This is a genomic window from Pandoraea sp. (genome assembly GCF_004297875.1).
In the GTDB taxonomy this organism is placed as follows: domain Bacteria; phylum Pseudomonadota; class Gammaproteobacteria; order Burkholderiales; family Burkholderiaceae; genus Pandoraea.
In genome coordinates this window covers 70,599-95,645 of sequence record NZ_SCSK01000048.1, presented here as the reverse complement: position 1 = coordinate 95,645, position 25,047 = coordinate 70,599, and the positions used below count along the sequence as shown (strand labels likewise).

Sequence of the window (25,047 nt, the reverse complement as noted above, 5' to 3'; positions counted from 1 at the left end):
CCGCCCGGGCAGTAACCACGACTGCATCAGCCACGTTATGAAATACATCCCTGTTCTGTTGTTCGTCATCGGTGCCCTGTGCCTGGTGCTGTTTGCAGCGTCCGGAAGCGAAGTTGCACCGAACGGTCAATTGCACGAGCCATTCGCGTTGTTGGCGCTCGGCTGGTTATGCATTGCGCTTGGCACTTGCGGCCTGATGGCCGGCGCCATCGGCCGGCTCTGGCGTCGCATCGCCCGGCGGTAGGATGCTCCGGGCAGATCGTCCCGGGCACGGCAAGGGTGTGTCACCCGGCCATTTGAGGCCAATGCTATTCGAACAGTTTGCCTGGATTCAGAATGCCCTTGGGATCGAGTGCCTGCTTGATGCGCCGCATGCAGGCCAGTTCCTCGGCAGTCCGGGAATAGGGCAGGAATTCGCGCTTGAGCAAACCGATGCCATGCTCGGCCGAAACCGATCCGCCGTACCGGCGTAGCAGCGAATACACCAATTGATCGACCGCCTCGTGAGTGACGCCCGGCACCGTGTTGCCGTCGACCGTCACATGCAGGTTCGAGTCGCCGATATGGCCGAAGAACAGCGACAGATGCGGTCCCCACTGCGCATCGAACAGCTGCTGGCATTCGTCGGCGAAGGCGCCGATTTTGCCGATCGGCAGGCTGATGTCGAAGTTGATCGGCGCTAGCCGTTGCGGAAATTCGGCGGTGCATTCGCGAATCGCCCACAGGGCGTTGGCCTCGCTGCCCGATTGGGCCAGCACCGCGTCCGATAGCCAGCCGGCCTCCAGCGCCTCGCTCAATGCGGCGCCGAAGCGCTCGGCATCGGCCTGCTCGGCGAAGCCGCGCTGCTCCACCAGGGCATATAAGGGGTGGCGTTCGGCAAACGGGCTTTTCCTGTCACGCGTGAGCGATACGCCCAACTCGAAAAACGACGGCCACATCAGCTCGAACGCGCTGACGTCGCCCCCGAGGTGGCGGCGCAACTGGTGCAGAAATCTCACCGCGGTGTCATAGTCGGGCAACGCGCACAACGCGGTCTGGCATGAGGTACGTTGCGGCTGCAAACGCAGCACCGCCCGCGTGATCACGCCCAACGTACCCTCCGAGCCGATGAATAGCTGCTTGAGATCGTAACCGGTGTTGTTCTTGATCATCTTGTTGAGCGAGCTGAGCACCGTGCCGTCGGCCAACACGACCTCAAGGCCGAGTACCAGGTCACGCGTCATGCCGGATTGAATCACGCGCGTGCCGCCCGCGTTCGTGGCGATGTTGCCGCCGATCTGGCACGAGCCGCGCGCACCGAGATCGAGCCCGAACTCGAAACCCGCCTCCCGCGCGGCCTCCTGAATCACTTGCAACGGCGTGCCGGCCAGCACCGTCATGGTGGCCGCGGCCGGATCGATTTCCTCGATACCCGCCATCTGCTCGAGCGACAGCACAATGTCGGCCGTGCCGGGAATGGCGCCGCCTGCCAGCCCGGTCATGCCGCCTTGCGGCACCACGGGCTGGCCGTGCGCATTGCACAAACGCAGCACCGCCGCGACCTGTTCGGTGCTGCGCGCAAACACGACGGCCAGCGGCTGTGCCGGTGCGTGCCGTGTCCAGTCGGTGAAATGCTTGGGGTTGATTGCAGCGCCGGTCCGAATGGCCTGTTCGCCCACGGCATAGCGCAGGGCGGAGAAAATGTCGCTCATGAATATAAGCCTTTTAGCGGGCAACCGAAGCGGTGCCACGTCGAATCATCCATTTGTCCGAGCTTCGTCTGCAGCCCGACGCTTAACCGGCAGCTGCTTTCTTGCGGTACCCCATCGACGCGTTGATACGCCCCAGGATGTAATCGCCCGCGGCCACCGGCTCATAGAGCGAGGCACCCGGCGCGACGCCAAGATCGCGCGGATCGACCACTGCGGCATAGGTCGGATCGTAGAACGTTGCAATCGAGTATCGCTCCTGCCCGGAACGGTTGATGACACGGTGCAGCGTCGAGCGAAAGCGATCGTTCGACCAGCGCGCCAGCAGGTCGCCGACGTTGATCACCAGCGTGCCTTCGATCGGCGGCGCGTCGATCCACGACTGGCTGGCGAGTTCGCGCACCTGCAGCCCGCCGATATTGTCCTGCCACAGCAAGGTGATGCAGCCATAGTCGGTATGCGGCGCTACGCCGAACTGGTCGGCGTCGGATTGCGGCGGCTGCGGCGGGTAATACACCATCTGGGTGCGTTGCATGCGCTTGGCATAGCGCTGCGCGAAAAAATGTTCATCGACATCCAGACTGATGGCGATCGCACGCAGCAAGTCGGCGCCGCACGCGCCCATTGCCTCGTAATAACCGTAGAGCGCAGGGCGCAGCGATGGCATGAAATCGGGCCAGTTGTTGGGCCCGCGCAGCGCTTCGCCGGCCATGACATTGGGATCGTCCTCCGGCAGTTCCAGCCCGATGCTGAAAAACTCCTTGTAGTCCGGTTTGGTCGCCTGGTACATCGTCGCGTCGCCCAGCGAGTTGAAGCCGCGATGGCGGTGATTGACCGCCACCCGGCGCTTGACGTCGATCGGGTGAGCGAAAAATTCGCGGGCGGCCCGCGCGGCGCCGTCGATCGCCGCCTGCGGCACGCCGTGGTTTTTAATATAAAAGAAACCGATCGTCGTGCACGCCTCGCGGATTTCGCGCGCTGCCCGTTCGAGCCCGTCGCGGCTGCCTGCCCTGACTGCCGCCATGTCGATCAAAGGAATGCCAGCCAACTGCGCCATGATGCTCATCCTCCAGGTGATTGCCGCAATGCGCAAGAGAAAGGCCGAATCTGCCCAAATGCGCCAGCCCAGTGGGGCGATACGGTGTTTGTACCGGTATATACTACCTCGGTTGCCCTGGCGCGGCTATTGGCGTTTCCCCGGTGCGCGGGCGCCCGGATCGCCGCACCAGGGTTTCCTGCACCGCCGCGTGAATGCACTCTGCAACCAATTGCGACGCGCGCGTGTGCAAAGCCTGCGCGGCGCGCGCGATGACCAGCGGCTGGCGCACCGTCTCTTCCCGAATCGGCCGCTCGACCAGCGTCGGCGTATGCATAGTTGCGCTTTTTTGCGTAATCAGCAAGGTCACGCCCAATCCTTCCGCCACCATGGCCCGCGCCAGTTCAATCGACGCGACCCGATATCGGACCTCGGGCGAGAGACCGTACTGCCAGAATGGCGCCAATAAAAATTCCCGGCTATACGGCAGGTCGATCAGAATAAACGGCTCCTTGACCAACTGGCGCAACGATACCGGCCCGCGGGTCTTGCCCAGGCGCGAACCGGCCGGAATCAGCGCGTGCGGCTTGAGGTCGGCCAGGCACTCGCGCTCGATGCCAGCAGGCAGCCCGACATCGTAGGTCAGCGCGAGATCGATGCGATGGCTCTGAAGACGGCTTTCCAATTGGGCCAGATCGCCTTCTTCGCAGCGGATCGAAAGCTTGGGGTATCGCTGTTGGGCAATCCTCAGCAAGGACGGAAGATAAACCGGCGCGATGGTCGTGAAAACACCGAGCCGGACCTCGCCGGCCGCTGCGTTTCCGCCATCGTCCGCCTCGAACGCCGCCGCCACCGCCAGCAGCTGACGTGCCTCGCTCAATTTGCGCTCCCCGAATTGCGTAGCAATCAGGCCAGAGCCGAGCCCGCGCGTGAACAATGCCTCGTTGAACACAGACTCCAGCTCGCGGATCGCCACCGAGATCGACGGCTGCGACACATTCAGCGCCCTGGCGGCGGCCGTGGTGCTGCCGGTCTCGGCCGCCGCCACGAAATACCGCAACAACCGTAGCGAGATATGCATTAAAAAATCCTATATCGATTAAATGAATTCCATATTTTACCTAATAGCTGCGCGCACTCAGAATAGCCTGGCGGATGTGGCATGAAGCTGCCTCGGACATCGAGGGCAGTTGGCCGTGAGCCGCATGTTCATCGCTGCTTGTGCGTTATTTCTGCATGGGAGGTAAACCTTGATTGCACAACGACTGCCCCTGGCCGGCATTCGCGTAGTGGACTTCTCGCGGGTATTGGCAGGCCCCTTTTGCACCGCATTGCTGGGCGACCTTGGTGCCGAGATTTTGAAGGTCGAACCGCCCGGCGGCGACGACTACCGCGCGGTCGGCCCCTTCGTCAATGGTCGCAGCGGCCTGTTCGAGGCAATCAACCGCAATAAGCAGAGTATTGTCGTGGATCTGAAATCCGACGACGGGCGCGCGCTGGCGCAACAACTGGCCACGCATGCCGACGTGGTGGTCGAGAACTTTCGCCCGGGCGTGGCCGACCGCCTCGGCATCGGGTATGCCGCGCTCGCCGCTTTGAACCCGTCGCTGATCTATGCAAGCGTGTCCGGATTCGGCCAGACCGGGCCGGAATCGCACCGGCCGGCTTACGACATTGTCTTGCAGGCAATGTGCGGCCTGATGGACGCCACGGGCTCGCCGGACGGGCCGCCGACGCTGGTCGGCGAGTCGATCTCGGACGTTGTCAGCGGCCTGTTCGCCTCGTGGGGTGTGCTGGCCGCGTTGTTTGCGCGCGAGCAGACCGGCCGTGGAACCCAGGTCGACGTTTCCATGTTCGATGCCACGCTCAGCCTGATGGCTACGCTGGTCGCGCGCTACGCGGCAACCGGTTTGACGCCGCAACGCGTCGGCAATCGACACCCGTGCTCGGCGCCGTTCGGCGCATACCGCGCGGCCGACGGATTCTATGTGGTTGCCGTGTTGAACAACCGTTTGTTCGAAACCTTTGCCCGCACCATCGGCCGCGCCGACCTGGCTACCGATCCGCGCTATGCCGATGACGACGCCCGCAGCCGCTTCGAGCCGGAATTGCGGCGCTGCATCGAAGCGTGGTCCGCCGCGTTGCCCGTGGCCGAAGTCAACCGCATCCTGGGCGACGCACACATTCCGGTGGCGCCGATCTGGAGTGTCAAGCAGGCACTCGAGAGCGAGCACGCGGCGTTTCGTGCGCTGCTCACGGAAGTGCCGGCACCGCACGGCCCGGCCGCGCGCGTGCCGTCGCAACCGGTCAAATTCTCGGGCTATGCAGCCAACCGGGTTGGGCGTGCGCCTGGCCTGGGCGAGCATACCGAACCCATCCTCGCAGACTGCCTGCGCCTGAGCCCGGAGCGCATCGCGCAATTGCGCGCCGCCGGGGCGTTCGGCCCGGCCCGCGCGACCGCTTCACAGGAGCCATGACATGTTGCCCAGACTCGGCATTGAACACGACGACATCGAAATCGCCAGCGCCATCGAGCGCTTTGCACAACACGAACTGGCGCCACATGCCCGTCAGGTGGACGAGGAGGAGATAGCCACGACACGCTACGTGCCGGCCTTGGCCGAACTCGGTGTGATGGGCATGAATCTGCCCGAGCGCTGGGGCGGGGTCGGTGCTTCGCCCACCGGCGTGATCCTGTCACTGGTCGAGATCGCCAAGGCCTGTGCCGCGACCTCCTCGATGGTCGGCGCGCATTACCTCGCTACCGACTCAGTGCTGATCGGCGGCGACGACGCCATCCGCGACCGCCTGTTGCCCGCAGCGGCAGCGGGCACCCGACTCGGGGCATTCGCCCTGACCGAACCGCGCGCCGGCTCGAATCCGGCCGATATGGCAACGCGCGCGACCGCGCACAGCGATGGCTATCGGATTCAGGGGGTCAAACACTTCATCTCGAATGCGGGCCACGCGGACTTTATCGTCGTGTACGCAAAAACCGACCCCGCAGCCGGCGTGCGCGGTATCAGTGCATTCGTGGTGGAGCGGGGCACTCCGGGCGTGGCCATTTCGCCGCCGGAAAAGTTGATGGGTATTCGCGGCGCGCCGGCGCACGAAATCGTGCTTGACTGCGTCGTGCCGCGCGCCAACCGGTTGGGTGAGGAGGGAAGCGGCTTTCGTACCGCGATGCGAGTGCTCGACAACAGCCGCCTCGACGTTGCCTCGACCTGCATCGGCATCGCCGAAGCCGCGCTGGCCGCCGCGCTGAACTGGGTTGCGCAGCGCATCGTCGGAGGCGAGCCGCTCGCCTGCAAGCAAGGCATTCAGTGGATGCTGGCCGACATGAAAGTGCGTCTGGAGGCCGCCTGGCTGCTGACGCTGCAGGCCGCCGCCAGGCGCGGCGCGGCACAGCCTTTGACGGAGGCCGCCGCGATGGCCAAATGGTACGCCTCCGAAGCGGCGGCTTACGTCACGGACATGGCCTTGCAGATTCATGGCGGCTACGGCTTCACGCGCGACATGCCGCTCGAGCGCTTCGCGCGCGACGCTCGCATCATGCGCATCTATGAAGGCTCGTCGGAAATCCAGCGCACCGTCATCGCCAGGCACATGCTGGGTCGCCCTTCAAGTACGCCATCATTGCCGGGCAACGCCCCAGCAAGCGCCATGCCGGAACCGGCGCGGGGGGCTGGTTAACACCTATAAGAAACCGATTTCTAATTCAAATGAGTTGTATATACTGGTATGGTCAGCATCGTTAGCGTCGTTGGGCAATCGCTCCACCAGCCTCCGGACCGAGGTCGGTTTTGTCAGTCTACACACTAGGAGAAGCGTCGATGAAATCTTTTTCCATCTTCAAACGGGGTGCTCTATCGCTGTGCGCATGCGCAGTGACGCTGGCAACGCTGACGGTGACTGCCCACGCCGAGGATTTGCTCGCCAAAGTCAAGCACGACGGAGTGCTCACGATTGGCACCGAAATGCAGTTCGCGCCGTTCGATTTTCTGCAAAACGGCCAGCATGAGGGGTTCAACAAAGACTTCTTCGACGAAGTCGGCAAAGAACTCGGCGTGAAGGTGAAATTTCTCGATTTGCCGTGGCCTAGCGTGCTCCCGGGACTTGAAGCGGGCAAGTTCGAATTGGTGGGCGGACCGGTAACGATCACCAAGGCGCGCATGGCGCGCTACGCGTTCACTTTGCCGATCGCCGATGCCACCACGGCGCTGCTCAAGCGCGCCGACGACAAGAGCATCAACAAACCTCAGGACATCGCCGGCAAGCCGGTCGGCGGCGGCAAGGGCTCCGCGCAGCTGGCGCAGTTGCAGGCCTACGTCGCCCACTTGCCCGGCAAGGCCGATATCCGCGAGTACATCGACAACAACCAGGCCTATGCCGATCTCGCGGCCGGCCGCATCGACGCGGTGGGCAATTCGCTGCCCAACCTGGCTTATGTGGCCAAGCAACGCCCGAAAGTCTTCGCGGTGGTGCTGCCGACCTTTGGCGCCAAGACTTACTTCGGTTTTGTCGGGCGCAAGGACGCCGATAGCCGGGCGCTGATCGACGCGGTCGACAAAATCATCATCGAAATGGACAAGGACGGGCGCATGGCCGCGCTGCAGAAGAAGTGGTTCGGGCTGGCAATGGATATGCCGCAAACGATGCCGGCAATCAATTTCTGATCGCGTGCGGACTGCCCGGCGCAGCGGCGCCGGGCCTCGTATGCGACAGATTTTTCAGCGTCTTGTCGAGAGTGTTCCTATGTCGGGTTTGACTACCTTCGTTCAAAGCATGCCGTTGCTCGCGCATGCTGCGATCAGCACGATCTGGATCTCGCTGCTGAGTTTGTTCATCGGTTTTTTCATCGGCACCGGGGTCTGCGCGGCGCGTCTGAGCCGACATGCAGTGCTGCGCTGGATCGGCGGCGTCTACGTCGGCGTGTTTCGCGGGGTGCCGATGCTGGTCCAGCTGCTGGTCGCCTATTACTGCCTGCCGTTCATCGGCATCAACGTACCCCCGCTGGTCGCCGCGGTCGGTACCGCCTCGCTGTGCACCGCGTCGTATATCGCGGAAATCATGCGCGGCGGGTTTCTCGGTATCCCGGCCGGACAACTGGAGGCGGCCCGCGTACTGGGGATGTCATGGTTCGATATGCTGGTGCGCATCCAAGTCCCGCAGGCGCTGCGCCTGACGTTGCCGGCGCTGGTCAACGAGATGATCCTGCTGCTCAAGGCTTCATCGCTGATCTCGGTGGTCGGGGTCGAGGAGTTGACCCGCACCGCCCAGAATGTCGCCGCCAGCACGTTCGAGCCGTTGCCCGCTTATCTTGGTGCGGCGGTGATCTATCTGTGCATCAACGGCGTGCTTGCGCTGGCCGGCCAGGCCGCCGAGCGGCGTCTGAAGATCGCTTGAGGGGAGCGCGATCATGCATATCAATCCAAGCGTCATCACCAGCAATGCGGGCCCGATACTCGACGGACTGGGCATTACCGTCTTTACCTGGACCGCGGGCATCGCCATCGGCATCGCCCTGGGATTTTTCATCGCCGTGCTGCAGATCTTTTGCGGCCGAGTCGTCCGCGGGGCGCTGCGCGTCTATATTGAAATCATCCGCGGTACGCCGTTCTTGCTGCAATTGTTCCTGTTGTACTACGGCGGCCCGTCGTTCGGCCTGCGGCTCGAGCCGATGACCGCCGGCATATTGGGCCTGGGCCTTTATGGCAGCGCCTATTTTGCCGAGATTTTCCGCGCCGGATTTCTCTCCGTTCCGTCCGGGCAGCTGGAAGCCGCCGACGTGCTCGGCATGGCGCGCTGGCAAATGATCCTGCGCATCCAGGTACCGCAGATGCTGGTGATCATCGTGCCGGCCCTGGTCAATCTGATCATCGTCCTGAGCAAGGAAACAGCCGTGTTGTCGATCGTCACGGTGCCCGAGCTTACCTTCGTGCTCACGGCGATCGGCTCGGCTTCGTTTGCCTTCGTCGAGACGCTGCTGACGCTGTGCCTGTGCTACCTGGCCCTGGTCGAACTGACCGCGCGTGCCGGACGCTGGATGGAATCCCGCGTCGGGCGCTTCATGATTCGCTGAAATACCGGAAAAAGCCGTTATGGACCTTATCAATCAAAACCCGGCCAGCGCCGATGCCGCGCCGCTGATTCAGATCAAACAGCTCGCCAAGCATTTCGGGGCGACACAGGTGCTGAAAGATATTTCGCTCGACATCCGGAAATCGGAGGTGGTGTGCATCATTGGCCCGTCGGGCTCCGGCAAAAGTACGCTGCTGCGCTGCCTGGCGTTCCTCGAGGAATACTCGAGCGGTCAGGTGCTGATCGAGGGTGAACTGCTGGGCTATGTCGATCAGGCCGACGGCCAGCGCGCGCGCGCGCCGCAGCGCGAGATCAACCGGGTGCGGCGCAACGTCGGCATGGTGTTCCAGCAATTCAATCTATGGCCGCACATGACGGCGCTGGGCAACGTCATGGAAGCGCTGCTGCGGGTACGCAAGATGCCGCGCGACCAAGCCCGCGAGCATGCGCTGGCGATGCTCGACAAGGTCGGGCTGAGTGCCAAGGCCGACGCCTATCCGGCGCGCCTGTCGGGCGGCCAGCAACAGCGTGTTGCGATTGCCCGGGCGCTGGCGATGGAGCCGCACATCATGCTGTTCGACGAGCCGACCTCGGCGCTCGACCCGGAGCTGGTCGGGGAAGTGCTGCAGGTCATGAAGGACCTGGCCCGCGAGGGCATGACGATGGTGGTGGTCACGCACGAAATGGGTTTCGCCGCGCAAGTGGCCGACACGGTCGTGTTCATCGATCATGGCACTATCGTGGCGCGCGGCACGCCGCAGCAAGTCTTCCACGACAACCATCATCCGCGCCTGTCGCAGTTCCTGCAGAACTATTTCGACCGCAATGCGTTCTGGACGCGTGAGGACGCCTCCAAGGAAGACGCCGCATGAGCACCGCGCCTTTGCTCGAACGCGTACGCCCGGCGGTGCGGGACTTGCCCGCCTATAACGCCGGCCTGTCGGCCGAATACGTGCGCCGCACCTATGGCGTGGCACACGTGGCCAAGCTCGGCAGCAACGAAAACCCACTGGGCGCCAGCCCCGCGGTGGCGACAGCCCTGGGACAAATCGGCGCCGAACTGGCGCAGTATCCCGATCCGGCCTGCGGCGCGTTGAGCGAACGCCTGGCGGCCGAGCTCGGGATTCATCCCGCGCGGCTGATTTTCGGTAACGGCTCGGAAGATCTGATCGCGATCGCCGCGCACACTTTTCTCGCGCCCGGCGACGAGGTGGTGACGATGACGCCGGCATTCGGGCTGCACACGATCTATCCGGCCGCCGCCGGCGCCCGTGTGGTGACGGTGCCGCTCAGGCCTGATTTCACCATCGACGTCGAGCGTCTGATTGCCGCGGTCTCGCCGGATACCCGGATGCTGATCCTGAGCAATCCGTCGAATCCGGTGGGCTCCGCGCTTTGCCGCCAGGACATGCAGCGCCTGCTGGCGGCGCTGAGTCCGGCCACGCTGGTACTGTGGGACGAAGCTTATTACGAGTACGCGGCGACCGATGCCGATTACCCGGACGGCCTGCAGTTGCTGGGCGCCACGTCGCTGCCCTGGCTGTTGCTGCGTACTTTCTCGAAGGCATACGGGCTGGCCGGGTTGCGCATTGGTTACGGCGTGGCCGCCGACAGCGCCATGCTCGAACTGATGCACCGGATACGTACGCCGTTCAACGTCAACCGGTTGGCGCAAAGCGCCGCGCTCGCGGCACTCGACGACCGAGCGCATCTGCGGGCGAGCGTGCGCCATGCCACGGATGAGCGCGAGCGCATCGGTGACGCGTTGCGCGAGCGCGGTTATCGCGTCGCACCCTCGCGCGCCAATTTCGTGTTTTTCGATACCGGCGAACATGCGCTGTCGCTGGCCAGACGACTGCTCGAGCGCGGCGTCATCGTCAAGCCCTGGCTCGAGCCCGGCTACCAGCGCTGCATGCGCGTGTCGGTCGGCAGCCGCGCCGACAACGACCTGTTTCTCGCCGCGTTGCACGCCTGCGCCAGCATCAGGCCGGCGCAGCATCCCATTGACCGCTCTTGAGAATCCTTGTCCAAGCCATGAAACCCAACGCCCGATCACACATATCCTCGGTTCGGGAACCGGCCGCGCCCGCTGCGTTGTACGAGCAGGTGAAGAATTTCATTCGTGAGCGCGTCAGCGCTGGCGAGTGGAAGCCCGGCGACCGCATCCCGTCGGAATTGAACCTGGTCGATACGCTGGGCGTCTCGCGCATGACGATCAATCGCGCGTTGCGCGAACTGACCGAGCAGGGCGCGCTGGTGCGGCTCTCCGGCGTCGGCACGTTTGTGGCGGAGAGCAAACCGCAATCGACGCTGCTGATGATCGCCCACATCGGTGACGAAATCCGCGCGCGCGGCCACAGCTACGACTACGAGATCCTGCTGCAGGCCCGCGAGACGGCGTCCGTCGAGGTAGCCGCCGCGCTCGATTTGCCGGCCGGCAGTTCGGTGTATCACGTCATTTGCGTGCACCGCGAGGATGGCCTGCCGGTGCAGCTCGAAGACCGTTACGTCAATCCGGCCAGCGCGCCGGACTTCTTGCAGCAGGATTTCACGGCGATTCGCCCGTCGCAGTATCTGCTCGATACCGTGCCGGCCCACGAGATCGAACATGTCGTGGAGGCTGAGTTGCCGACCCCGACGGAAGCCAAATGGCTCGACATCCGCGCCGACCAGCCGTGTCTGACGCTGGTGCGCCGGACCTGGGCGCGCGGCCTGCCGGTCACCTTCGCCCGCTTCGTTCACCCCGGCTCGCGCTATCGGCTGGGCTGCCGCTTTCAACCCGACACCATGCAGCAACAAAGCTGACGGCCAGTGACGGTTCAAACCAAGAGGACATGATGAGTAATTTCGGTGACATTTTGACGCTCGTGCCGGGCTCCGTGAGCCTGGCTCAACTGCGCCGCATCTGGCGCGGCCGCACGCCGCTGGCGATCGACACCTCGGCGCTGGTCGAGGTCGGCCGCGCGCAGGCGGTGGTGGCCGAGGTGGTGGCGAGCGACGCCGTCGTGTACGGCATCAATACCGGCTTCGGCAAATTGGCGCAAACCATCATTCCGGTCGACCGTCTGGCCGAGCTGCAGCGCAATCTGGTGCTTTCGCACAGCGTGGGCACCGGCGCGCTGCTGCCCGAAGCCACGGTGCGCCTGGTGATGGCGCTCAAGGCAATCAGCCTGGCGCGCGGGCATTCGGGCGTGCGGCCTGAGGTGGTGCTGGCGCTGGTGCGCCTGATCAACGCAGGCATCTACCCCTGCATCCCCGCCAAGGGTTCAGTGGGCGCCTCGGGCGACCTGGCGCCGCTGGCCCACCTCGCCGCGACCTTGATCGGCGTGGGCGAGGCGATGGTCGACGCACGGCGCATGCCGGCGCTCGACGCGTTGCGCCAGGCCGGGCTCGAACCGCTCGTGCTGGGTCCCAAGGAGGGCTTGGCGCTGCTCAACGGCACCCAGGTGTCGACCGCGCTGGGACTCATTGGGCTGTTCGGCGCCGAAGATGTGTTCGCCGCCGGCGTGATGGCCGGGGCGCTCTCGCTCGAGGCGATCAAGGGGTCGATCGTGCCGTTCGATCCTCGCATTCACGCCGCGCGCGGGCAGGTCGGGCAAATCGACATCGCCGCCGTGTATCACGAACTGATCGCCGGCAGTCAGATCCTGGCCTCGCATCGCCATTGCGGACACGTACAGGACCCGTATTCGATCCGCTGTCAGCCGCAAGTCATGGGGGCGTGCCTGGATCAGATCCGGCACGCGGCCGGGATCCTGCAAATCGAAGCGAATGCCGCGTCGGACAACCCGCTGGTCTTCAGCGATGCCGGCGATGTGCTCTCGGGCGGCAATTTCCACGCCGAACCGGTGGCCTTTGCCGCTGATGCGCTGGCCGTGGCGATCGCCGAAATCGGTGCGATCTCCGAGCGGCGCCTGGCGCTGCTGCTCGACTCGAACCTGAGCGGTCTGCCGCCGTTCCTGGTGACCGACGGCGGCATCAATTCGGGTTTCATGATCGCGCAGGTGACTGCCGCGGCGCTGGCCTCCGAGAACAAGTCGCTGGCGCACCCGGCCAGCGTGGACAGTCTGCCCACCTCGGCCAACCAGGAAGACCACGTCTCGATGGCCACCTTCGCGGCGCGCCGGCTGGGCGACATGGTCGAGAACACCGCCGTGGTGGTCGGCATCGAGGCAATGGCCGCCGCGCAGGGTATCGAATTCCACCGGCCGTTGCGCTCGACCGACTTGATGGAGCAGGCGCTCGCCGAGATCCGTTCGCGCGTCGCGTTCTATGAGCAAGACCGCTATTTCGCCCCCGACATTGCCGCGATGAAGGACTGGGCGCTCACGCCCGGCGCGCCCGCCATACTGGCGCGTACGTTGCCGAGCGCGGCCCGTTGAGGCCTTCTCCCTTTCACCCGATTGCTGTTAGGAGTCTGTCATGAATGCCCCGCAACCTCTCGACCTGCTGCGCACCGATCCGTCCCGAGTGATCCGTGCGCCGCGCGGCAGCGTCAAAACCTGCAAGAGCTGGCTTACCGAAGCCGCCTATCGCATGATCCAGAATAACCTGGACCCGGAAGTCGCCGAGAACCCGCAAAGTCTGGTCGTGTACGGCGGTATCGGCCGCGCGGCGCGCAACTGGCCTTGCTTCGACCAGATCCTCGAGAGCCTGAAGGCCCTGGAGGAGGACGAAACGCTGCTGGTGCAATCGGGCAAGCCGGTGGGCGTGTTCAAAACGCATGCGGATGCGCCGCGCGTGCTGATCGCCAATTCGAATCTGGTGCCGCGCTGGGCAACCTGGGCGCATTTCAACGAACTGGACCAGAAGGGCTTGATGATGTACGGCCAGATGACCGCCGGCAGCTGGATTTACATCGGCTCGCAAGGCATCGTGCAGGGTACCTTCGAAACCTTCGCCGAGGCAGGGCGCCAGCACTATGGCGGCGATCTGGCCGGGCGCTGGATCGTCACCGCGGGCCTGGGGGGCATGGGCGGCGCGCAGCCGCTGGCGGCCACGCTGGCCGGTGCGGTATCGCTCAATATCGAATGCCAGCAGTCGAGCATCGACTTTCGCCTGCGCACCCGCTACCTGGACAAACAGGCCAGAGACCTCGACGACGCACTGACGCTGATTGCCCATCACTGCGCACGCAAGGAAGCGGTATCGATCGGCCTGCTGGGCAATGCGGCCGACGTTCTCCCCGAGTTGGTCAAACGGGCGCAGGCGGGCGGCCCGCGACCCGACCTGGTCACCGACCAGACCTCGGCACACGACCTGATCCATGGGTATCTGCCGCGCGGCTGGAGCGTCGAACGCTGGAAGGCCGCGCAGCAGGATGCGTCCCAGCACGCCGCACTCACCGAGGCGGCGGCGCAGTCGTGCGCGGTGCACGTGCAGGCCATGCTCGCCTTCCATGCAATGGGCGTGCCGACCGTCGACTACGGCAACAACATCCGCCAGGTAGCGCTTGAACAGGGCGTCGCCAATGCCTTCGATTTTCCCGGTTTCGTGCCGGCCTACATTCGCCCGCTTTTCTGCGAGGGCAAGGGTCCGTTTCGCTGGGTCGCGCTCTCTGGCGACCCGGAGGACATCTACAAGACCGACGCGAAAATCAAGGAGCTTTTCCCGCACAACCGCCATGTGCACCGCTGGCTCGACATGGCGCGCGAGCGCATCGCGTTCCAAGGGCTGCCGGCGCGCATTTGCTGGCTCGGCCTGGGCGAGCGTCATGTGGCCGGGCTGGCCTTTAACGAAATGGTACGCAATGGCGAGCTGAAAGCGCCGATCGTGATCGGACGCGACCACCTCGATACCGGCTCCGTCGCCAGCCCCAACCGAGAAACCGAATCAATGCGCGATGGCAGCGACGCCGTATCCGACTGGCCGCTGCTCAATGCCTTGCTCAATACCGCCGGCGGCGCAACCTGGGTCAGCCTGCACCATGGCGGCGGGGTCGGCATGGGATTCTCGCAGCACGCCGGCGTGGTGATCGTGTGCGACGGCACCGAGGCGGCGGACAAGCGCATCGGGCGGGTGCTGTTCAATGATCCGGCCTCGGGCGTCATGCGCCACGCCGACGCCGGTTACGATGAGGCAAGGGCCTGCGCACGGCGCAATCATCTGAACCTGCCGTTTCTCAAGGCCTGAGCCGCTGGAGGATCCATGCCTGAATTGACGGTGCTTCGTGTCGACGCCTTGCCCGCCATGCCGTGGAAGAACGGCGGCGGCACGACGCGCGAGCTGGCGGTGTTCCCGGCGGGCGCGGGATTCGATGACTTTGTCTGGCGAGTGAGCGTGGCTGACGTAGCGCAAAGCGGTCCCTTCTCGGTGCTGCCCGGCGTCGATCGAGAGATCGTCTTGCTCGAAGGCGAGGGGATGCTGCTGCATGGCGAGCATCTCACCCACCCGCTGGTGAAGCCGTTCGAGCCCCACGCATTTGCCGGTGAGACGCCGGTCGAGGCGACGCTGTGCGGCGGCGCCACCCGGGACCTGAATTTGATGACCCGCCGTGGTGCCGCCCGCGGCCGGATCGCGGTGTGGCGCGGTGCGCAGCCGCAAGCGATCGCGCTCGAGTCCGATGCCCTGCTGGTGTATTGCGCGGCCGGCAGCACGACGTTGCGGCTGGACGACGGCCCGTCCTGGCAGTTGCGCGCCGGCGATATGCTGCACGTGCCGGCACCGACGGCGGCGTGCCGGATGCAGGGCGGCAGCACCGACGCCGTGCTGGTGGCCGCGGTGATCCAGCTGGCGCCGGCTGGCGAGGAGGCTGCATGACGCACGTCACTCTGAGCGTGTGGCGCAATGCCCGGCTATGCCCGCGTGGCGATCCCGCCGACGTGATCGAACAGGGCGCCCTGATCGTGCAAAATGGCCGCATCGACTGGCTCGGCGCGGAGGCGGCCTTGCCGCCGGAGGCCGCGAACTTCGCATTGCAGCACGATGCCGGCGGACGCTGGATTACTCCTGGACTGGTCGACTGCCACACCCATCTGGTCTATGCCGGACAGCGCGCCGACGAGTTCGCGCAGCGTCTGGCCGGGGTCGGTTATGCCGAGATCGCGCAGCGCGGCGGCGGCATCCTGCGCACCGTGCGCGCCACCCGCGACGCCAGCGAAGATGCCTTGTTCCATCAATCGGCCCGCCGCCTCGAGGCGCTGCTGGCCGAGGGCGTCACCGCGCTCGAGATCAAATCGGGCTATGGGCTCGATCTGGCCAGCGAGCGCAAGATGCTGCGGGTCGCGCGCCGCCTGGGCGCCGCCTATCCGGTCAGCGTCTACACGACCTTCCTCGGCGCGCACGCGCTGCCTCCCGAGTATGCCGGCCGGGCCGACGACTATATCGACGAAGTCTGCGAGCGCATATTGCCGACCCTGCACGACGAGGGACTGGTCGATGCGGTGGACGTGTTCTGCGAACGCATCGGGTTCACTGCGGCCCAGTGCGAGCGCGTGTTCCAGGCGGCCCAACGTCTGTCGCTGCCAGTCAAGATTCACGCCGAACAATTATCCAACGCTGGCGGCACGCGCCTGGCGGCACGCTACGGGGCACTGTCGGCCGACCATCTGGAGTATCTCGACGAAGCGGGCGTGCAGGCGATGCGGGCCGCCGGGATGGTCGCCGTCCTGTTGCCCGGCGCCTTCTATTTCATTCGCGAGAAGCAGTTGCCGCCGCTCGACTTGCTGCGCCGTCACGGCGTACCGATCGCACTGGCCACCGATAGCAACCCGGGCACTTCTCCTACCACCTCGCTTTTGCTGATGATGAACATGGGATGCACGCTGTTTCAAATGACCGTGGCCGAAGTGCTGAGCGGCGTAACCCGCCACGCTGCGCGCGCGCTTGGTCGATCCGACACGCACGGCGAATTGGCCGCGGGGCGTGCGGCCGACTTCGTGCTGTGGGACGTCGATTCGCTGGCCGAACTGCCGTATTGGAGCGGCCTAGACCGCTGCCATGCGCGGGTGCGCCAGGGCGTTCTCACGCATCGGCCAAGCGGAGCGCGCCCATGACGCCATCGACACTTTTTGCCTCTCACGCGCTGTTGCCCGACGGCTGGCAGCATGATGTCGTGCTGGCTTGGGACGCCGCCGGACGCTTCACTTCGATCGACGCCGGCGTGCCGGCGCCGCGAGGCGTTCCGTGCGCCGCCGGCCCCGTGCTGCCGGGCATGCCGAACCTGCATTCACACGCGTTCCAGCGTGCCATGGCAGGCCTGACCGAATATCGCAGCGATCCGGCCGACAGCTTCTGGAGCTGGCGTACCCTGATGTACCGTTTCGCGGCCGCGCTTAACCCTGAGGATCTCGAAGCAATCGCGCGCCAGCTTTACATCGAAATGCTTCTGGCCGGGTACACCTCGGTGTGCGAGTTTCATTATCTGCATCACGATCGCCACGGCCAGCCCTATGCCGAGCGCGGCGCGTTGGCGCAATGCCTGATCCGCGCGGCGGCCGACACCGGCATCGGACTGACGTTGCTGCCGGTGCTCTATCAGTACAGCGGGTTCGGCAGCGCGCCGCCGATGCCCGAGCAGGCGCGTTTCATTCACTCTCCGCAGGCGCTGCTCGATCTGCTCGCCGGGTTGCGCCGCATCCATGCACCGCACGACGGTCTGGCCTATGGCGTGGCGCCGCATTCTTTGCGTGCGGTATCGCCCGGGTCGCTGGAGGCACTGTTGCAGGGCATTGATGCGACCGATCAGCGCGCCCCGGTGCATATCCATATTGCCGAGCAGGTGGCCGAAGTGCAGGGGTGCATTGCCGCGATGGGCTCGCGGCCAGTGCAATGGCTGCTCGACCATGTCGAGGTCGATAGCCGCTGGTGCCTGGTGCACGCCACCCACATCGACGAGCGCGAGCGCCACGCCGTCGCGCGCAGCGGAGCGGTGGTCGGCCTGTGCCCGAGCACCGAGGCCAATCTGGGCGACGGCATTTTCGACGCGCCCGACTATCTGGAGGCGGACGGGCGCTGGGGCATCGGTTCCGACAGCCATGCCAGTGTCAGTGTCGCCGAAGAACTGCGCCTGCTCGAATACAGCCAGCGCTGGCGCGATCGCCGACGCAACGTGCTGGCCAGCGCGCGGCAGCCGTATGTGGCCGACGCGCTGTATCTTGCCGCGCAACAAGGCGGCGCGGCCGCCAGCGGGCGGCCGATCGGCGGTCTTGCGCGCGGGCTGCGCGCGGATTTCCTGGTGCTCGACGGCACCGATCCGGCGATCAGTGGCGTGAGCCCATCGCAAGCGCTGGCCGGGATGGTATTCGGCAACCATGGCGGCAACCCGATTCGCGACGTGGTTGTAGGCGGACGCCGGATCGTCGACAATCGTACTCATGCGATGCAAGCCGCCGCGCGGCACGATTTTCTCGCGGCGCGCCGCGCGCTGCTGACTTGAACCGGCCGACGCCACCGCGTCGCCGTGCCTAACAGGGAAACTCATGAAAACCCCAACCTTCAGCTTGCGGCGCGGCCGCGTCCCGATGCTGGTGTCGATGCCTCACGTGGGTACCGCCATCCCAGCGGCGCTGGCCGCCGGCATGACACCGGTGGCCAGCCGCGTCGATGATACGGACTGGCATCTCGAACGCCTGTACGACTTCCTCGACAGTCTCGGCGTCTCGATTCTCGTGCCGGTTCATTCACGTTACGTGATCGACCTGAATCGCCCGCCCGACAACGTCAACCTCTACCCGGGCCAGGACACCACCGGGCTGTGTCCGGTCGATACCTTCGACAGGGAGCCGCTATACGGGCCGGGCCGCGCGCCCGACGAGGCGGCTATCGCCCAGCGCGTGGCGGCCTACTGGCAGCCTTATCATACGGCGCTGCAGGAAGAGTTGGCGCGCATCCACGCACAGCATGGCCGCGCCTTGCTGTGGGACGCGCATTCGATCCGCTCGCAGGTGCCGCGTTTTTTCGACGGACGGCTGCCGGATTTCAATTTCGGCACCGCCAGCGGCGCGAGCTGCGGACCTGGGCTTGGCGAGCGGCTGCGCGATATCGTTGCCACTCATGGCGCCTATTCGACCGTGCTCAATGGCCGTTTCAAGGGCGGCTACATCACCCGCCAGTACGGCCGTCCGGCGCAGCATATCCATGCAGTGCAGCTGGAGCTGTCGCAAATTACTTATATGCAGGAAACGCTGCCCTATGCGTTCGACGACACCCGCGCGGCCGCCGTGCGACCAGTGCTGCATGCACTGGTGGAGGCCATGCTGGCCTGGCCGGGCTGAGGTCTGTCGGGCATGGGAAAATTTGTCCTGCGGGGGCGGTATCTAAGTCAGGGCTAAGCCTCGACCGGCAAAATCAAGCCTCCTCACCCTGCCCGAAAGGAAATGTATGTCGTCGACGCACAAATACGATTCTGTCGCCAGAGCGTTGCACTGGCTGGTGCTGATTCTGCTGGTAGCCCAGTATGCGGTCGCCTGGACCATGCCAGACATTCGCAAGGACACCTTGCCGGTCGGCCTGGTCGCCTGGCATCTGTCGCTGGGCACCGCCTTGCTCGCCGCGATGGTTCTGCGACTGGTCTGGCGCATCGGCCACCCGGCACCGCCCGCCGCGGATGTGCCGCCGCTGTTGCACGGGCTTTCTCGCCTGACGCATGCGGCGCTATTGTTGCTGTTCATCGTGCCGGTCATGGGCTGGATCAACGCGTCGGCGCGCGGCTACGCGGTCAAGCTGTTCGGCAGCATCACGCTGCCCGCGTTGTCTTCCACCGGCTCGTCGCTCGGCCACGAGATGGGAGACATCCACCAGTATGCGGCCTACGGCCTGCTCGCCCTGATCGGCCTGCATGTGGCGGCAGCCCTGTACCACCACTTCGTGCGGCGCGACAGTACGCTGCGGCGCATGCTGCCCAACGTCTGAGCACGCCGCGGCCCGGCTCGCTCACGCCGCTTGCCCGACCTGCGCGGCGGCTGCGCGCCGCGGTGCAGGCACGAAACAGAGCAGGGCGGCCATCGCCGCCGCCAGCAGCACCGCGACAACCGCCAAGCCAGGATAGACGCTGCCGGTATGCGCCTTGAGCGTGCCGACCAGCGCCGGGCTGATGGCGCCGCCCAAGGCGCCGATCGCGGTGATGGCGGCAATCCCGCCGGCGGCTGCGCCGCCCTCCAGGTACGCGGTCGGGATGGTCCAGAAAATACTCAGCACCGAATAGATGCAGGCCGACGCGACGATCAGCAGCGCCGTTGTCAGCGCAATGCTGTGCGCGGCCAGCGGTAACAGCAGAAAGCTCGCCGCCGTCGCCAGTCCGCAACCGGCGACGTGCCAGCGACGCTCCATCCGTCGATCGGAGCTGCGGCCGATCAGCACCATGCCGATAGCCGTGAATACCGAGATCGCGCCGCTGAGCCAGCCGATATTGCCGACCTGCTGCACGCCGACCTGGCGCAGTATCGTCGGAATCCAGAAGCCCACCGCGTTCAACCCCATGAAGATCGCCACGTAAATCACCGACAGCAGATAAATGCGCGGGTTGCGCAGTACTTCAGTGAGCTTCGCCGGCACGGCGCCTTGCTCGCGGCGGCGCTGCGCGTCGGCCTCTAGCGCGGCAAGCACGCGCTCCTTTTCCGCATTGTCGAGCCAATGCGCGTTGCGCGGACGATCGGTGAGCAGGAACATTGCCAGCACCCCGAGCACGATGGCCGGCAAGCCTTCGGCGATAAACAGCCATTGCCAGCCGCGCAGGCCCAGCACGTCATGGAAATGCCCCATGATCGCTCCCGAGACGGGGCCGCCGATAATGCCGGCCAACGGCACAGCGACGATAAACAGGCTAGTGATGCGGCCGCGCCGGTTATCCGGAAACCAGTAGGTCAGGTACAGAATGATGCCGGGGAAAAAGCCCGCTTCGGCCGCCCCGAGCAAAAATCGCAGCACGTAGAGCATCGGCGCGTTTTTCACGAACATCAGCAATACCGTGATGACACCCCACGAGACCATGATGCGCAGCAGCGTCTTGCGCACCCCGATGCGCGCCAGCAGCAGATTGCTGGGCAGCTCGAAGAGCACGTAACCGATGAAAAACATGCCGGCGGCTACCCCGAACACCGCATCGTTCAGATGCAGGTCATGCAGGAATTGCAGCTTGGCAAAGCCGATATTGACGCGGTCGATAAAGTTGACGACGTAGCAGACGAACAGGAATGGCACGATGCGCCAGGCGATCTTGCGATAGATCGCGTCGTCTTGCGAGCGGGCGGGCGAGGTTGACATAAAGGTCTCCGGTGATCCTGCCGGCGCCGCCGGCAGGAAATCTTGCTTTTGTTGTGTGCGGTAAAAAGGGGAGCGACGTTCAGGCAAGGATTTACCATTCGCCGAAAAAAACGCCCCACTGCTTGTGCGTGTTGGTCTTGCTCTCCACGGTCGGATTGTCGAGGGTGATGCGCTGCTTGAGCGTGCCGTACCAGTCGGCCAGCTTGCCGTGCATGCGCACGCGCACAGCTTCATGGGCGGGGTCTGCGCCAAGGTCGACGAACTCGTCGGGATCGGCCGTCAGGTCGAAAAGTTGCGGGCGGTACCCCAGCCAGTGCACGTATTTCCAGCGCGCGTCGCGCACCATCCAGCCGCGGCATTCGCTGGGCCCTCGACCCAGCGCCAGACGCGCGCCGCGAAAACTGTAATCGAGCTCCGACACCACATAATCGCGCCAGTCGGCAACCGCCGCGCCGCGCGTAAGCGGCAGCACCGAGACCCCTTCAACGCGCTCCTCGAAGCGGGGCAGGCCGAGCGCGTCGAGCACGGTCGGCACCACGTCGATGCCCGACATAAAGCGTGCTTCGACGGTGCCGCGCGTCGCATCGGCCTGCGGCGACGGGTCGTGAACGATCATCGGCACGCGCTGCACGGTGTCGTAGAACTGCTCCTTCTCCCCCAGCCAATGGTCGCCCAGGAAATCGCCATGATCGGCGGTGAAGACAATCAGCGTATCCCGCCAGCGGCCGAGCCGCTCGAGCGTCTCCCAGAGCCGGCCGAGATGATCATCGATCTGCTGGATCAGGCCCTGATACACAGGCCGCACCGTGTTCGACACTTCCTCGCGCGAGAAATTGATGCATTCCTCCTGGGTGCGGTACGCGGCCAGCACCGGGTGGGCATTCTCCAGCTCCGAGGTCCGGCGTGCCAGCGGCAGGCACTGGTCGAGCGAATACATGCTGTGGTACGGGCGCGGTGCCACATAGGGCCAGTGCGGCTTCACGTAGGACAGGTGCAGTGCCCAGGGTTCGTCGCCTTGCTGCTCGATGTAACGGATCGCCTGGTCGGTCATGTAGGCGGTTTCGGAATGCGGCTCGGCCACGCGCGAGGGCCACCGCACATTGCGCATCTTCCAGCCTGAGTGCGTGGCGCCGGCGTCATCCTCGACGCTGATGACGAAATCGCTCCAGGGCGTGTCGCTGTCATAGCCGTGCTGCCTCAGGAATGCCGGATAGCCGCTCTCCCTGCCGGGTTCATGGTGCCCATCGTAGCGGTCGAGTTCGTGAAAGGATCCGGTCGACAGGCGTTGTCCAAGTTTGCTCGAACGTGCGATTTCGAGACGCTCGAAGCCGCCGATGTCAGTCAGCACGTGCGTCTTGCCGGCCAATGCCAGCGTGCGGCCATGCCGCTGCAGATATTCGCCCAGGGTGATTTCGCCGATCGACAGCGGCACTCGGTTCCAATTCGCGCCGTGACTGCTCATGGTGCGGCCCGTGTAATACGACATGCGCGATGGCCCGCACACTCCCGAGGTGACGAACGCATTGTCGAAACGCACGCCGCGCGCGGCCAGCGCGTCGATATTGCGGGTGCGCAGATAAGGGTGGCCGTAGCAACCGAGATGGTCTCGGCGCAATTGGTCGCACATGATAAACAGAACGTTTCGAGTCGCTGCCATGGCAAGATCGTGGAAGGTTTTTGGCGCACGGCCAATGCACTGCCATGCTAGGCATCGAGACCACGTTTGACCTAATCAAACATATGTGCAAATGCACAAACCAGGGACGCAGCGCGGCCCGCGGCCCGACCGAGCCGATATAATTGAATCCGCTCCCGCTCCTTCCTCCAGATCATGCCGCGTCGATCGTCGCCCCCGCCAGCACCGGCAGCACCCCTGCTGAAAAATCCCGGGCATATCGAAGACTTCCTGCTGTACCGGATGCATAACCTGACGCGCCTGGCGGTGCGCGGCGTTGGGTTGATGTTCCAGCGTGAGGTCGGCATCAGCCGGCGCGACTGGCGGATTCTGGCTTTTGTCGGCAAGGCCCCGCAAGTCAGCCTAACCGAGCTGGCCGCCATGGCCGGGCTCGATATGGTGGTGACCAGTCGCTGCGTAGCGACGCTGGTCGAAGCCGGGCTGATCGCCAAGGTCCGTCTGGCCTCCAACAAGCGCATCACGGCGCTGACCTTGACCGAAGCAGGGCGCGATGCCTACGAGCGTGCGCGCCTCGGGGGGCAGCGGTACAACCGGGAGTTCACCGCGTGCCTGAGCGACGAAGAGGCGGAACTGTTCAATCGCCTGCTGCTCAAGCTTGAGCAGCAGGCCAAGGTCCTGACGCAGCGCGAGATCGACAAATGCGACGGCACCCCGGGCGCCGACCGCGTTTAGGTGCACCAGGGTCGGACTCGACAAGATTTCACTTGAAGCCCTCCGAACATTTATTTAATATGTTAAGTAAATAACCGGTGCGATTCGATCCGCGCCGTAGCCATCTCTGGAGAGAGCGATATGCGACAAGCTCGGATAGCCGTGGGGTCGACCCCGCCGAGGCAAGTCAATGTGGCAGCCGACTCGCTGCTGCCGTTCGATGCGCGCGGCGTCTATGCCGAAGGTTCGTTTGCGTGGCTGCCGCCGGTCACCGGCGCCGTCTACGGCACGCTGCTGAATTTTCAGGGGGCGCTTGCCGCCTTGGGCGAAAGTGTGCACGCCGCCCCTTACCTGGCTCCTCCCCAGGGGCCGCTTCTCTATTTGAAGCCGGTGAATACGCACGCCGGGCATGGCGCGGCCATTGCATTGCCGCCCGGCGGCGACGCTGTCCGAATTGGCGCGTCGCTGGCAGTCGTGTTCGGCAGGCAGGCCACGCGCGTCGATGCGCGCAATGCCCTCGAGCATGTCGCCGGGTACACCGTGGCGGCAGACGTCAGCGTGCCGCACGACAGCTACTATCGACCCGCCATCCGGCATCAATGCCGCGACGGCTATTGCCCGCTCGGACCATGGATCGTTGCCGCGGCCGATGTGCCGAACCCGGATGCGCTGGCGATCACCGTGCGGGTCAACGGCCGGATACGCCAGCAAAACCACACATCGAACCTCATCCGGCCGGTGGCGCAACTGATCGCCGAGATCACCGCCTTCATGTCGCTGCATGCGGGCGACGTGCTGCTGGTTGGCGTGCCCGAGGGGTCGCCGCTGGCGCGCGCGGGGGATCGCATCGAAATCGACATCGACGGCGTCGGGGTGCTCGCGCACAGCGTCGAGGCTGCCGCGCAAGGAGACCAGTAAGCGATGAAAACCGCACGCGTGGCCTATGACGGCCTGATTCATCTGGCCCATCCGGCACAGGCCGGCTTCCTGTCTCTGGCCGACGGCCGCCGCGTGGCCGAGACCGAGGTGACCTGGTTGCCGCCGATCGAGCCGCGCACCACCCTCGCGCTCGGCCTGAACTATGCGGACCACGCAAAGGAACTCGCGTTCAAGGCGCCGGAGGAACCGCTGGTGTTTCTCAAGGGGCCCGGCACGTTCATCGGACACCGCGCGCGCACCGTGCGCCCCGACGGCGTGAAGTACATGCATTACGAGTGCGAGCTGGCGGTCGTGATCGGCAAAACCGCGCGCGCCGTCAAGGCGTGCGAGGCGTACGAGTACGTGCGCGGCTACACGGTGGCCAATGATTACGCCATCCGCGACTATCTCGAGAACTATTACCGGCCCAACCTGCGGGTCAAGAATCGCGACACCTGCACGCCGCTCGGGCCGTGGCTGACCGATCGCGACGACATCGCCGACCCGATGAATCTGACGCTGCGCACCACCGTCAACGGCCAGCTCACGCAGGAGGGCTCGACACGCGACATGATTTTCAGCATCCCGTGGCTGATCGAATATTTCAGCGGCTTCATGACGCTCGAAGCCGGCGACATGATCCTGACCGGCACGCCCCAGGGCCTGGCTGACACGCAGCCTGGCGACGAAGTCGTCACTGAAATCGAGGGCATCGGGCGCCTGGTCAACACCATCGCCGCCGAGCGCGACTATTACGGCGCACGCTGAATGCGCCG

24 protein-coding genes are annotated in these 25,047 nt (G+C 64.9%); 19 read left to right on the top strand and 5 right to left on the bottom strand.

The window, feature by feature from the left end:
- Positions 1-37: 37 nt before the first annotated feature.
- Positions 38-244 carry a DUF3955 domain-containing protein gene (locus tag EPN80_RS14895; protein WP_293028809.1) on the top strand — a complete coding sequence of 69 codons (207 nt, stop codon included), beginning with the start codon at positions 38-40 and terminating at the stop codon, positions 242-244.
- Between the two features lie 64 nt (positions 245-308).
- On the opposite strand, the gene EPN80_RS14890 is transcribed toward EPN80_RS14895, so the two are convergent.
- From EPN80_RS14890 to EPN80_RS14880, 3 genes are all read right to left on the bottom strand, one after another.
- On the bottom strand, positions 309-1,691 hold the full coding sequence (locus EPN80_RS14890; protein ID WP_293028806.1) for an FAD-binding oxidoreductase: 1,383 nt from the start codon (positions 1,689-1,691) through the stop codon (positions 309-311).
- Positions 1,692-1,773: 82 nt separating this feature from the next.
- Positions 1,774-2,745, bottom strand: a complete 972-nt coding sequence (locus EPN80_RS14885) for a 2-oxoglutarate and iron-dependent oxygenase domain-containing protein (RefSeq protein ID WP_293028803.1) — start codon at positions 2,743-2,745, stop codon at positions 1,774-1,776.
- A 103-nt stretch (positions 2,746-2,848) separates the two neighbouring features.
- Positions 2,849-3,805, bottom strand: coding sequence for a LysR family transcriptional regulator (locus EPN80_RS14880; protein WP_293028800.1), 957 nt, complete (start codon positions 3,803-3,805; stop codon positions 2,849-2,851).
- A 169-nt stretch (positions 3,806-3,974) separates the two neighbouring features.
- Between EPN80_RS14880 and EPN80_RS14875 the strand changes: the two genes are divergently transcribed.
- The 15 genes from EPN80_RS14875 (at position 3,975) to EPN80_RS14805 (ending at position 19,656) form a co-directional block, all read left to right on the top strand.
- Positions 3,975-5,201 (top strand): CoA transferase, encoded by a 1,227-nt coding sequence (locus EPN80_RS14875; protein ID WP_047213769.1) that lies wholly within the window; start codon positions 3,975-3,977, stop codon positions 5,199-5,201.
- A 1-nt stretch (position 5,202) separates the two neighbouring features.
- The gene (locus EPN80_RS14870; RefSeq protein WP_293028796.1) at positions 5,203-6,417 is read left to right on the top strand and encodes an acyl-CoA dehydrogenase family protein; all 1,215 of its coding nucleotides are present in this window, start codon (positions 5,203-5,205) and stop codon (positions 6,415-6,417) included.
- 140 nt (positions 6,418-6,557) lie between these two features.
- Positions 6,558-7,400, top strand: a complete 843-nt coding sequence (locus EPN80_RS14865; RefSeq protein ID WP_293028793.1) for a transporter substrate-binding domain-containing protein — start codon at positions 6,558-6,560, stop codon at positions 7,398-7,400.
- 79 nt (positions 7,401-7,479) lie between these two features.
- The gene (locus EPN80_RS14860; protein ID WP_047213771.1) at positions 7,480-8,130 is read left to right on the top strand and encodes an amino acid ABC transporter permease; all 651 of its coding nucleotides are present in this window, start codon (positions 7,480-7,482) and stop codon (positions 8,128-8,130) included.
- 10 nt (positions 8,131-8,140) lie between these two features.
- Positions 8,141-8,806, top strand: a complete 666-nt coding sequence (locus EPN80_RS14855; RefSeq protein ID WP_156884686.1) for an amino acid ABC transporter permease — start codon at positions 8,141-8,143, stop codon at positions 8,804-8,806.
- Between the two features lie 19 nt (positions 8,807-8,825).
- The gene (locus tag EPN80_RS14850) at positions 8,826-9,677 is read left to right on the top strand and encodes an amino acid ABC transporter ATP-binding protein (RefSeq protein WP_047213773.1); all 852 of its coding nucleotides are present in this window, start codon (positions 8,826-8,828) and stop codon (positions 9,675-9,677) included.
- Positions 9,674-10,822: a histidinol-phosphate transaminase gene (gene hisC, locus EPN80_RS14845; RefSeq protein ID WP_293028787.1), complete on the top strand. Its 1,149-nt coding sequence runs from the start codon at positions 9,674-9,676 to the stop codon at positions 10,820-10,822. The genes EPN80_RS14850 and hisC overlap by 4 nt, the downstream gene beginning before the upstream one ends.
- A 17-nt stretch (positions 10,823-10,839) precedes the next feature.
- A complete protein-coding gene (hutC, locus tag EPN80_RS14840; protein ID WP_293028785.1) occupies positions 10,840-11,610 on the top strand; it encodes a histidine utilization repressor in 771 nt (256 codons plus the stop codon).
- A 32-nt stretch (positions 11,611-11,642) separates the two neighbouring features.
- On the top strand, positions 11,643-13,187 hold the full coding sequence (gene hutH / locus EPN80_RS14835; protein WP_293029136.1) for a histidine ammonia-lyase: 1,545 nt from the start codon (positions 11,643-11,645) through the stop codon (positions 13,185-13,187).
- Between the two features lie 40 nt (positions 13,188-13,227).
- Positions 13,228-14,937 (top strand): urocanate hydratase, encoded by a 1,710-nt coding sequence (gene hutU / locus EPN80_RS14830; RefSeq protein WP_293028782.1) that lies wholly within the window; start codon positions 13,228-13,230, stop codon positions 14,935-14,937.
- Positions 14,938-14,952: 15 nt separating this feature from the next.
- Positions 14,953-15,564 carry a HutD family protein gene (locus tag EPN80_RS14825; RefSeq protein ID WP_293028779.1) on the top strand — a complete coding sequence of 204 codons (612 nt, stop codon included), beginning with the start codon at positions 14,953-14,955 and terminating at the stop codon, positions 15,562-15,564.
- Positions 15,561-16,799, top strand: a complete 1,239-nt coding sequence (gene hutI / locus EPN80_RS14820) for an imidazolonepropionase (RefSeq protein WP_293028776.1) — start codon at positions 15,561-15,563, stop codon at positions 16,797-16,799. The genes EPN80_RS14825 and hutI overlap by 4 nt, the downstream gene beginning before the upstream one ends.
- On the top strand, positions 16,796-18,181 hold the full coding sequence (locus EPN80_RS14815) for a formimidoylglutamate deiminase (RefSeq protein ID WP_293028773.1): 1,386 nt from the start codon (positions 16,796-16,798) through the stop codon (positions 18,179-18,181). Before hutI ends, EPN80_RS14815 begins: the two co-directional genes overlap by 4 nt.
- Before the next feature lie 43 nt (positions 18,182-18,224).
- Positions 18,225-19,019, top strand: coding sequence for an N-formylglutamate deformylase (hutG, locus tag EPN80_RS14810; protein ID WP_293028770.1), 795 nt, complete (start codon positions 18,225-18,227; stop codon positions 19,017-19,019).
- A 106-nt stretch (positions 19,020-19,125) separates the two neighbouring features.
- The gene (locus EPN80_RS14805) at positions 19,126-19,656 is read left to right on the top strand and encodes a cytochrome b (RefSeq protein WP_293028767.1); all 531 of its coding nucleotides are present in this window, start codon (positions 19,126-19,128) and stop codon (positions 19,654-19,656) included.
- A gap of 21 nt (positions 19,657-19,677) precedes the next feature.
- Here the strand turns inward: EPN80_RS14805 and EPN80_RS14800 are convergent, their stop codons facing one another.
- A complete protein-coding gene (locus tag EPN80_RS14800; RefSeq protein ID WP_293028764.1) occupies positions 19,678-21,006 on the bottom strand; it encodes an MFS transporter in 1,329 nt (442 codons plus the stop codon).
- A gap of 91 nt (positions 21,007-21,097) precedes the next feature.
- Positions 21,098-22,663, bottom strand: a complete 1,566-nt coding sequence (locus EPN80_RS14795) for a sulfatase-like hydrolase/transferase (protein ID WP_293028761.1) — start codon at positions 22,661-22,663, stop codon at positions 21,098-21,100.
- A 174-nt stretch (positions 22,664-22,837) separates the two neighbouring features.
- Between EPN80_RS14795 and EPN80_RS14790 the strand changes: the two genes are divergently transcribed.
- From EPN80_RS14790 to EPN80_RS14780, 3 genes are all read left to right on the top strand, one after another.
- Positions 22,838-23,374: a MarR family transcriptional regulator gene (locus tag EPN80_RS14790; RefSeq protein ID WP_293028758.1), complete on the top strand. Its 537-nt coding sequence runs from the start codon at positions 22,838-22,840 to the stop codon at positions 23,372-23,374.
- Positions 23,375-23,494: 120 nt separating this feature from the next.
- Positions 23,495-24,271, top strand: coding sequence for a fumarylacetoacetate hydrolase family protein (locus EPN80_RS14785; RefSeq protein ID WP_293028755.1), 777 nt, complete (start codon positions 23,495-23,497; stop codon positions 24,269-24,271).
- A 3-nt stretch (positions 24,272-24,274) separates the two neighbouring features.
- On the top strand, positions 24,275-25,039 hold the full coding sequence (locus tag EPN80_RS14780; protein WP_293028753.1) for a fumarylacetoacetate hydrolase family protein: 765 nt from the start codon (positions 24,275-24,277) through the stop codon (positions 25,037-25,039).
- The last annotated feature ends 8 nt before the right edge of the window (positions 25,040-25,047 follow it).

Excerpts from the sequence above, each read along its gene's own strand:
- EPN80_RS14885 (WP_293028803.1), bottom strand. The coding sequence starts at position 2,745 with ATGGCGCAGTTGGCTGGCATTCCTTTGATCGACATGGCGGCAGTCAGG.
- EPN80_RS14865 (WP_293028793.1), top strand. The coding sequence starts at position 6,558 with ATGAAATCTTTTTCCATCTTCAAACGGGGTGCTCTATCGCTGTGCGCA.
- EPN80_RS14800 (WP_293028764.1), bottom strand. The coding sequence starts at position 21,006 with ATGTCAACCTCGCCCGCCCGCTCGCAAGACGACGCGATCTATCGCAAG.
- hutI (WP_293028776.1), top strand. The coding sequence starts at position 15,561 with ATGACGCACGTCACTCTGAGCGTGTGGCGCAATGCCCGGCTATGCCCG.
- hutG (WP_293028770.1), top strand. The coding sequence starts at position 18,225 with ATGAAAACCCCAACCTTCAGCTTGCGGCGCGGCCGCGTCCCGATGCTG.
- EPN80_RS14850 (WP_047213773.1), top strand. The coding sequence starts at position 8,826 with ATGGACCTTATCAATCAAAACCCGGCCAGCGCCGATGCCGCGCCGCTG.
- EPN80_RS14895 (WP_293028809.1), top strand. The coding sequence starts at position 38 with ATGAAATACATCCCTGTTCTGTTGTTCGTCATCGGTGCCCTGTGCCTG.
- EPN80_RS14785 (WP_293028755.1), top strand. The coding sequence starts at position 23,495 with ATGCGACAAGCTCGGATAGCCGTGGGGTCGACCCCGCCGAGGCAAGTC.
- EPN80_RS14780 (WP_293028753.1), top strand. The coding sequence starts at position 24,275 with ATGAAAACCGCACGCGTGGCCTATGACGGCCTGATTCATCTGGCCCAT.
- EPN80_RS14870 (WP_293028796.1), top strand. The coding sequence starts at position 5,203 with ATGTTGCCCAGACTCGGCATTGAACACGACGACATCGAAATCGCCAGC.
- EPN80_RS14795 (WP_293028761.1), bottom strand. The coding sequence starts at position 22,663 with ATGGCAGCGACTCGAAACGTTCTGTTTATCATGTGCGACCAATTGCGC.
- hutH (WP_293029136.1), top strand. The coding sequence starts at position 11,643 with ATGAGTAATTTCGGTGACATTTTGACGCTCGTGCCGGGCTCCGTGAGC.
- hutU (WP_293028782.1), top strand. The coding sequence starts at position 13,228 with ATGAATGCCCCGCAACCTCTCGACCTGCTGCGCACCGATCCGTCCCGA.
- EPN80_RS14825 (WP_293028779.1), top strand. The coding sequence starts at position 14,953 with ATGCCTGAATTGACGGTGCTTCGTGTCGACGCCTTGCCCGCCATGCCG.
- EPN80_RS14815 (WP_293028773.1), top strand. The coding sequence starts at position 16,796 with ATGACGCCATCGACACTTTTTGCCTCTCACGCGCTGTTGCCCGACGGC.
- EPN80_RS14860 (WP_047213771.1), top strand. The coding sequence starts at position 7,480 with ATGTCGGGTTTGACTACCTTCGTTCAAAGCATGCCGTTGCTCGCGCAT.
- EPN80_RS14790 (WP_293028758.1), top strand. The coding sequence starts at position 22,838 with ATGCCGCGTCGATCGTCGCCCCCGCCAGCACCGGCAGCACCCCTGCTG.
- hutC (WP_293028785.1), top strand. The coding sequence starts at position 10,840 with ATGAAACCCAACGCCCGATCACACATATCCTCGGTTCGGGAACCGGCC.
- EPN80_RS14805 (WP_293028767.1), top strand. The coding sequence starts at position 19,126 with ATGTCGTCGACGCACAAATACGATTCTGTCGCCAGAGCGTTGCACTGG.
- EPN80_RS14890 (WP_293028806.1), bottom strand. The coding sequence starts at position 1,691 with ATGAGCGACATTTTCTCCGCCCTGCGCTATGCCGTGGGCGAACAGGCC.
- EPN80_RS14880 (WP_293028800.1), bottom strand. The coding sequence starts at position 3,805 with ATGCATATCTCGCTACGGTTGTTGCGGTATTTCGTGGCGGCGGCCGAG.
- hisC (WP_293028787.1), top strand. The coding sequence starts at position 9,674 with ATGAGCACCGCGCCTTTGCTCGAACGCGTACGCCCGGCGGTGCGGGAC.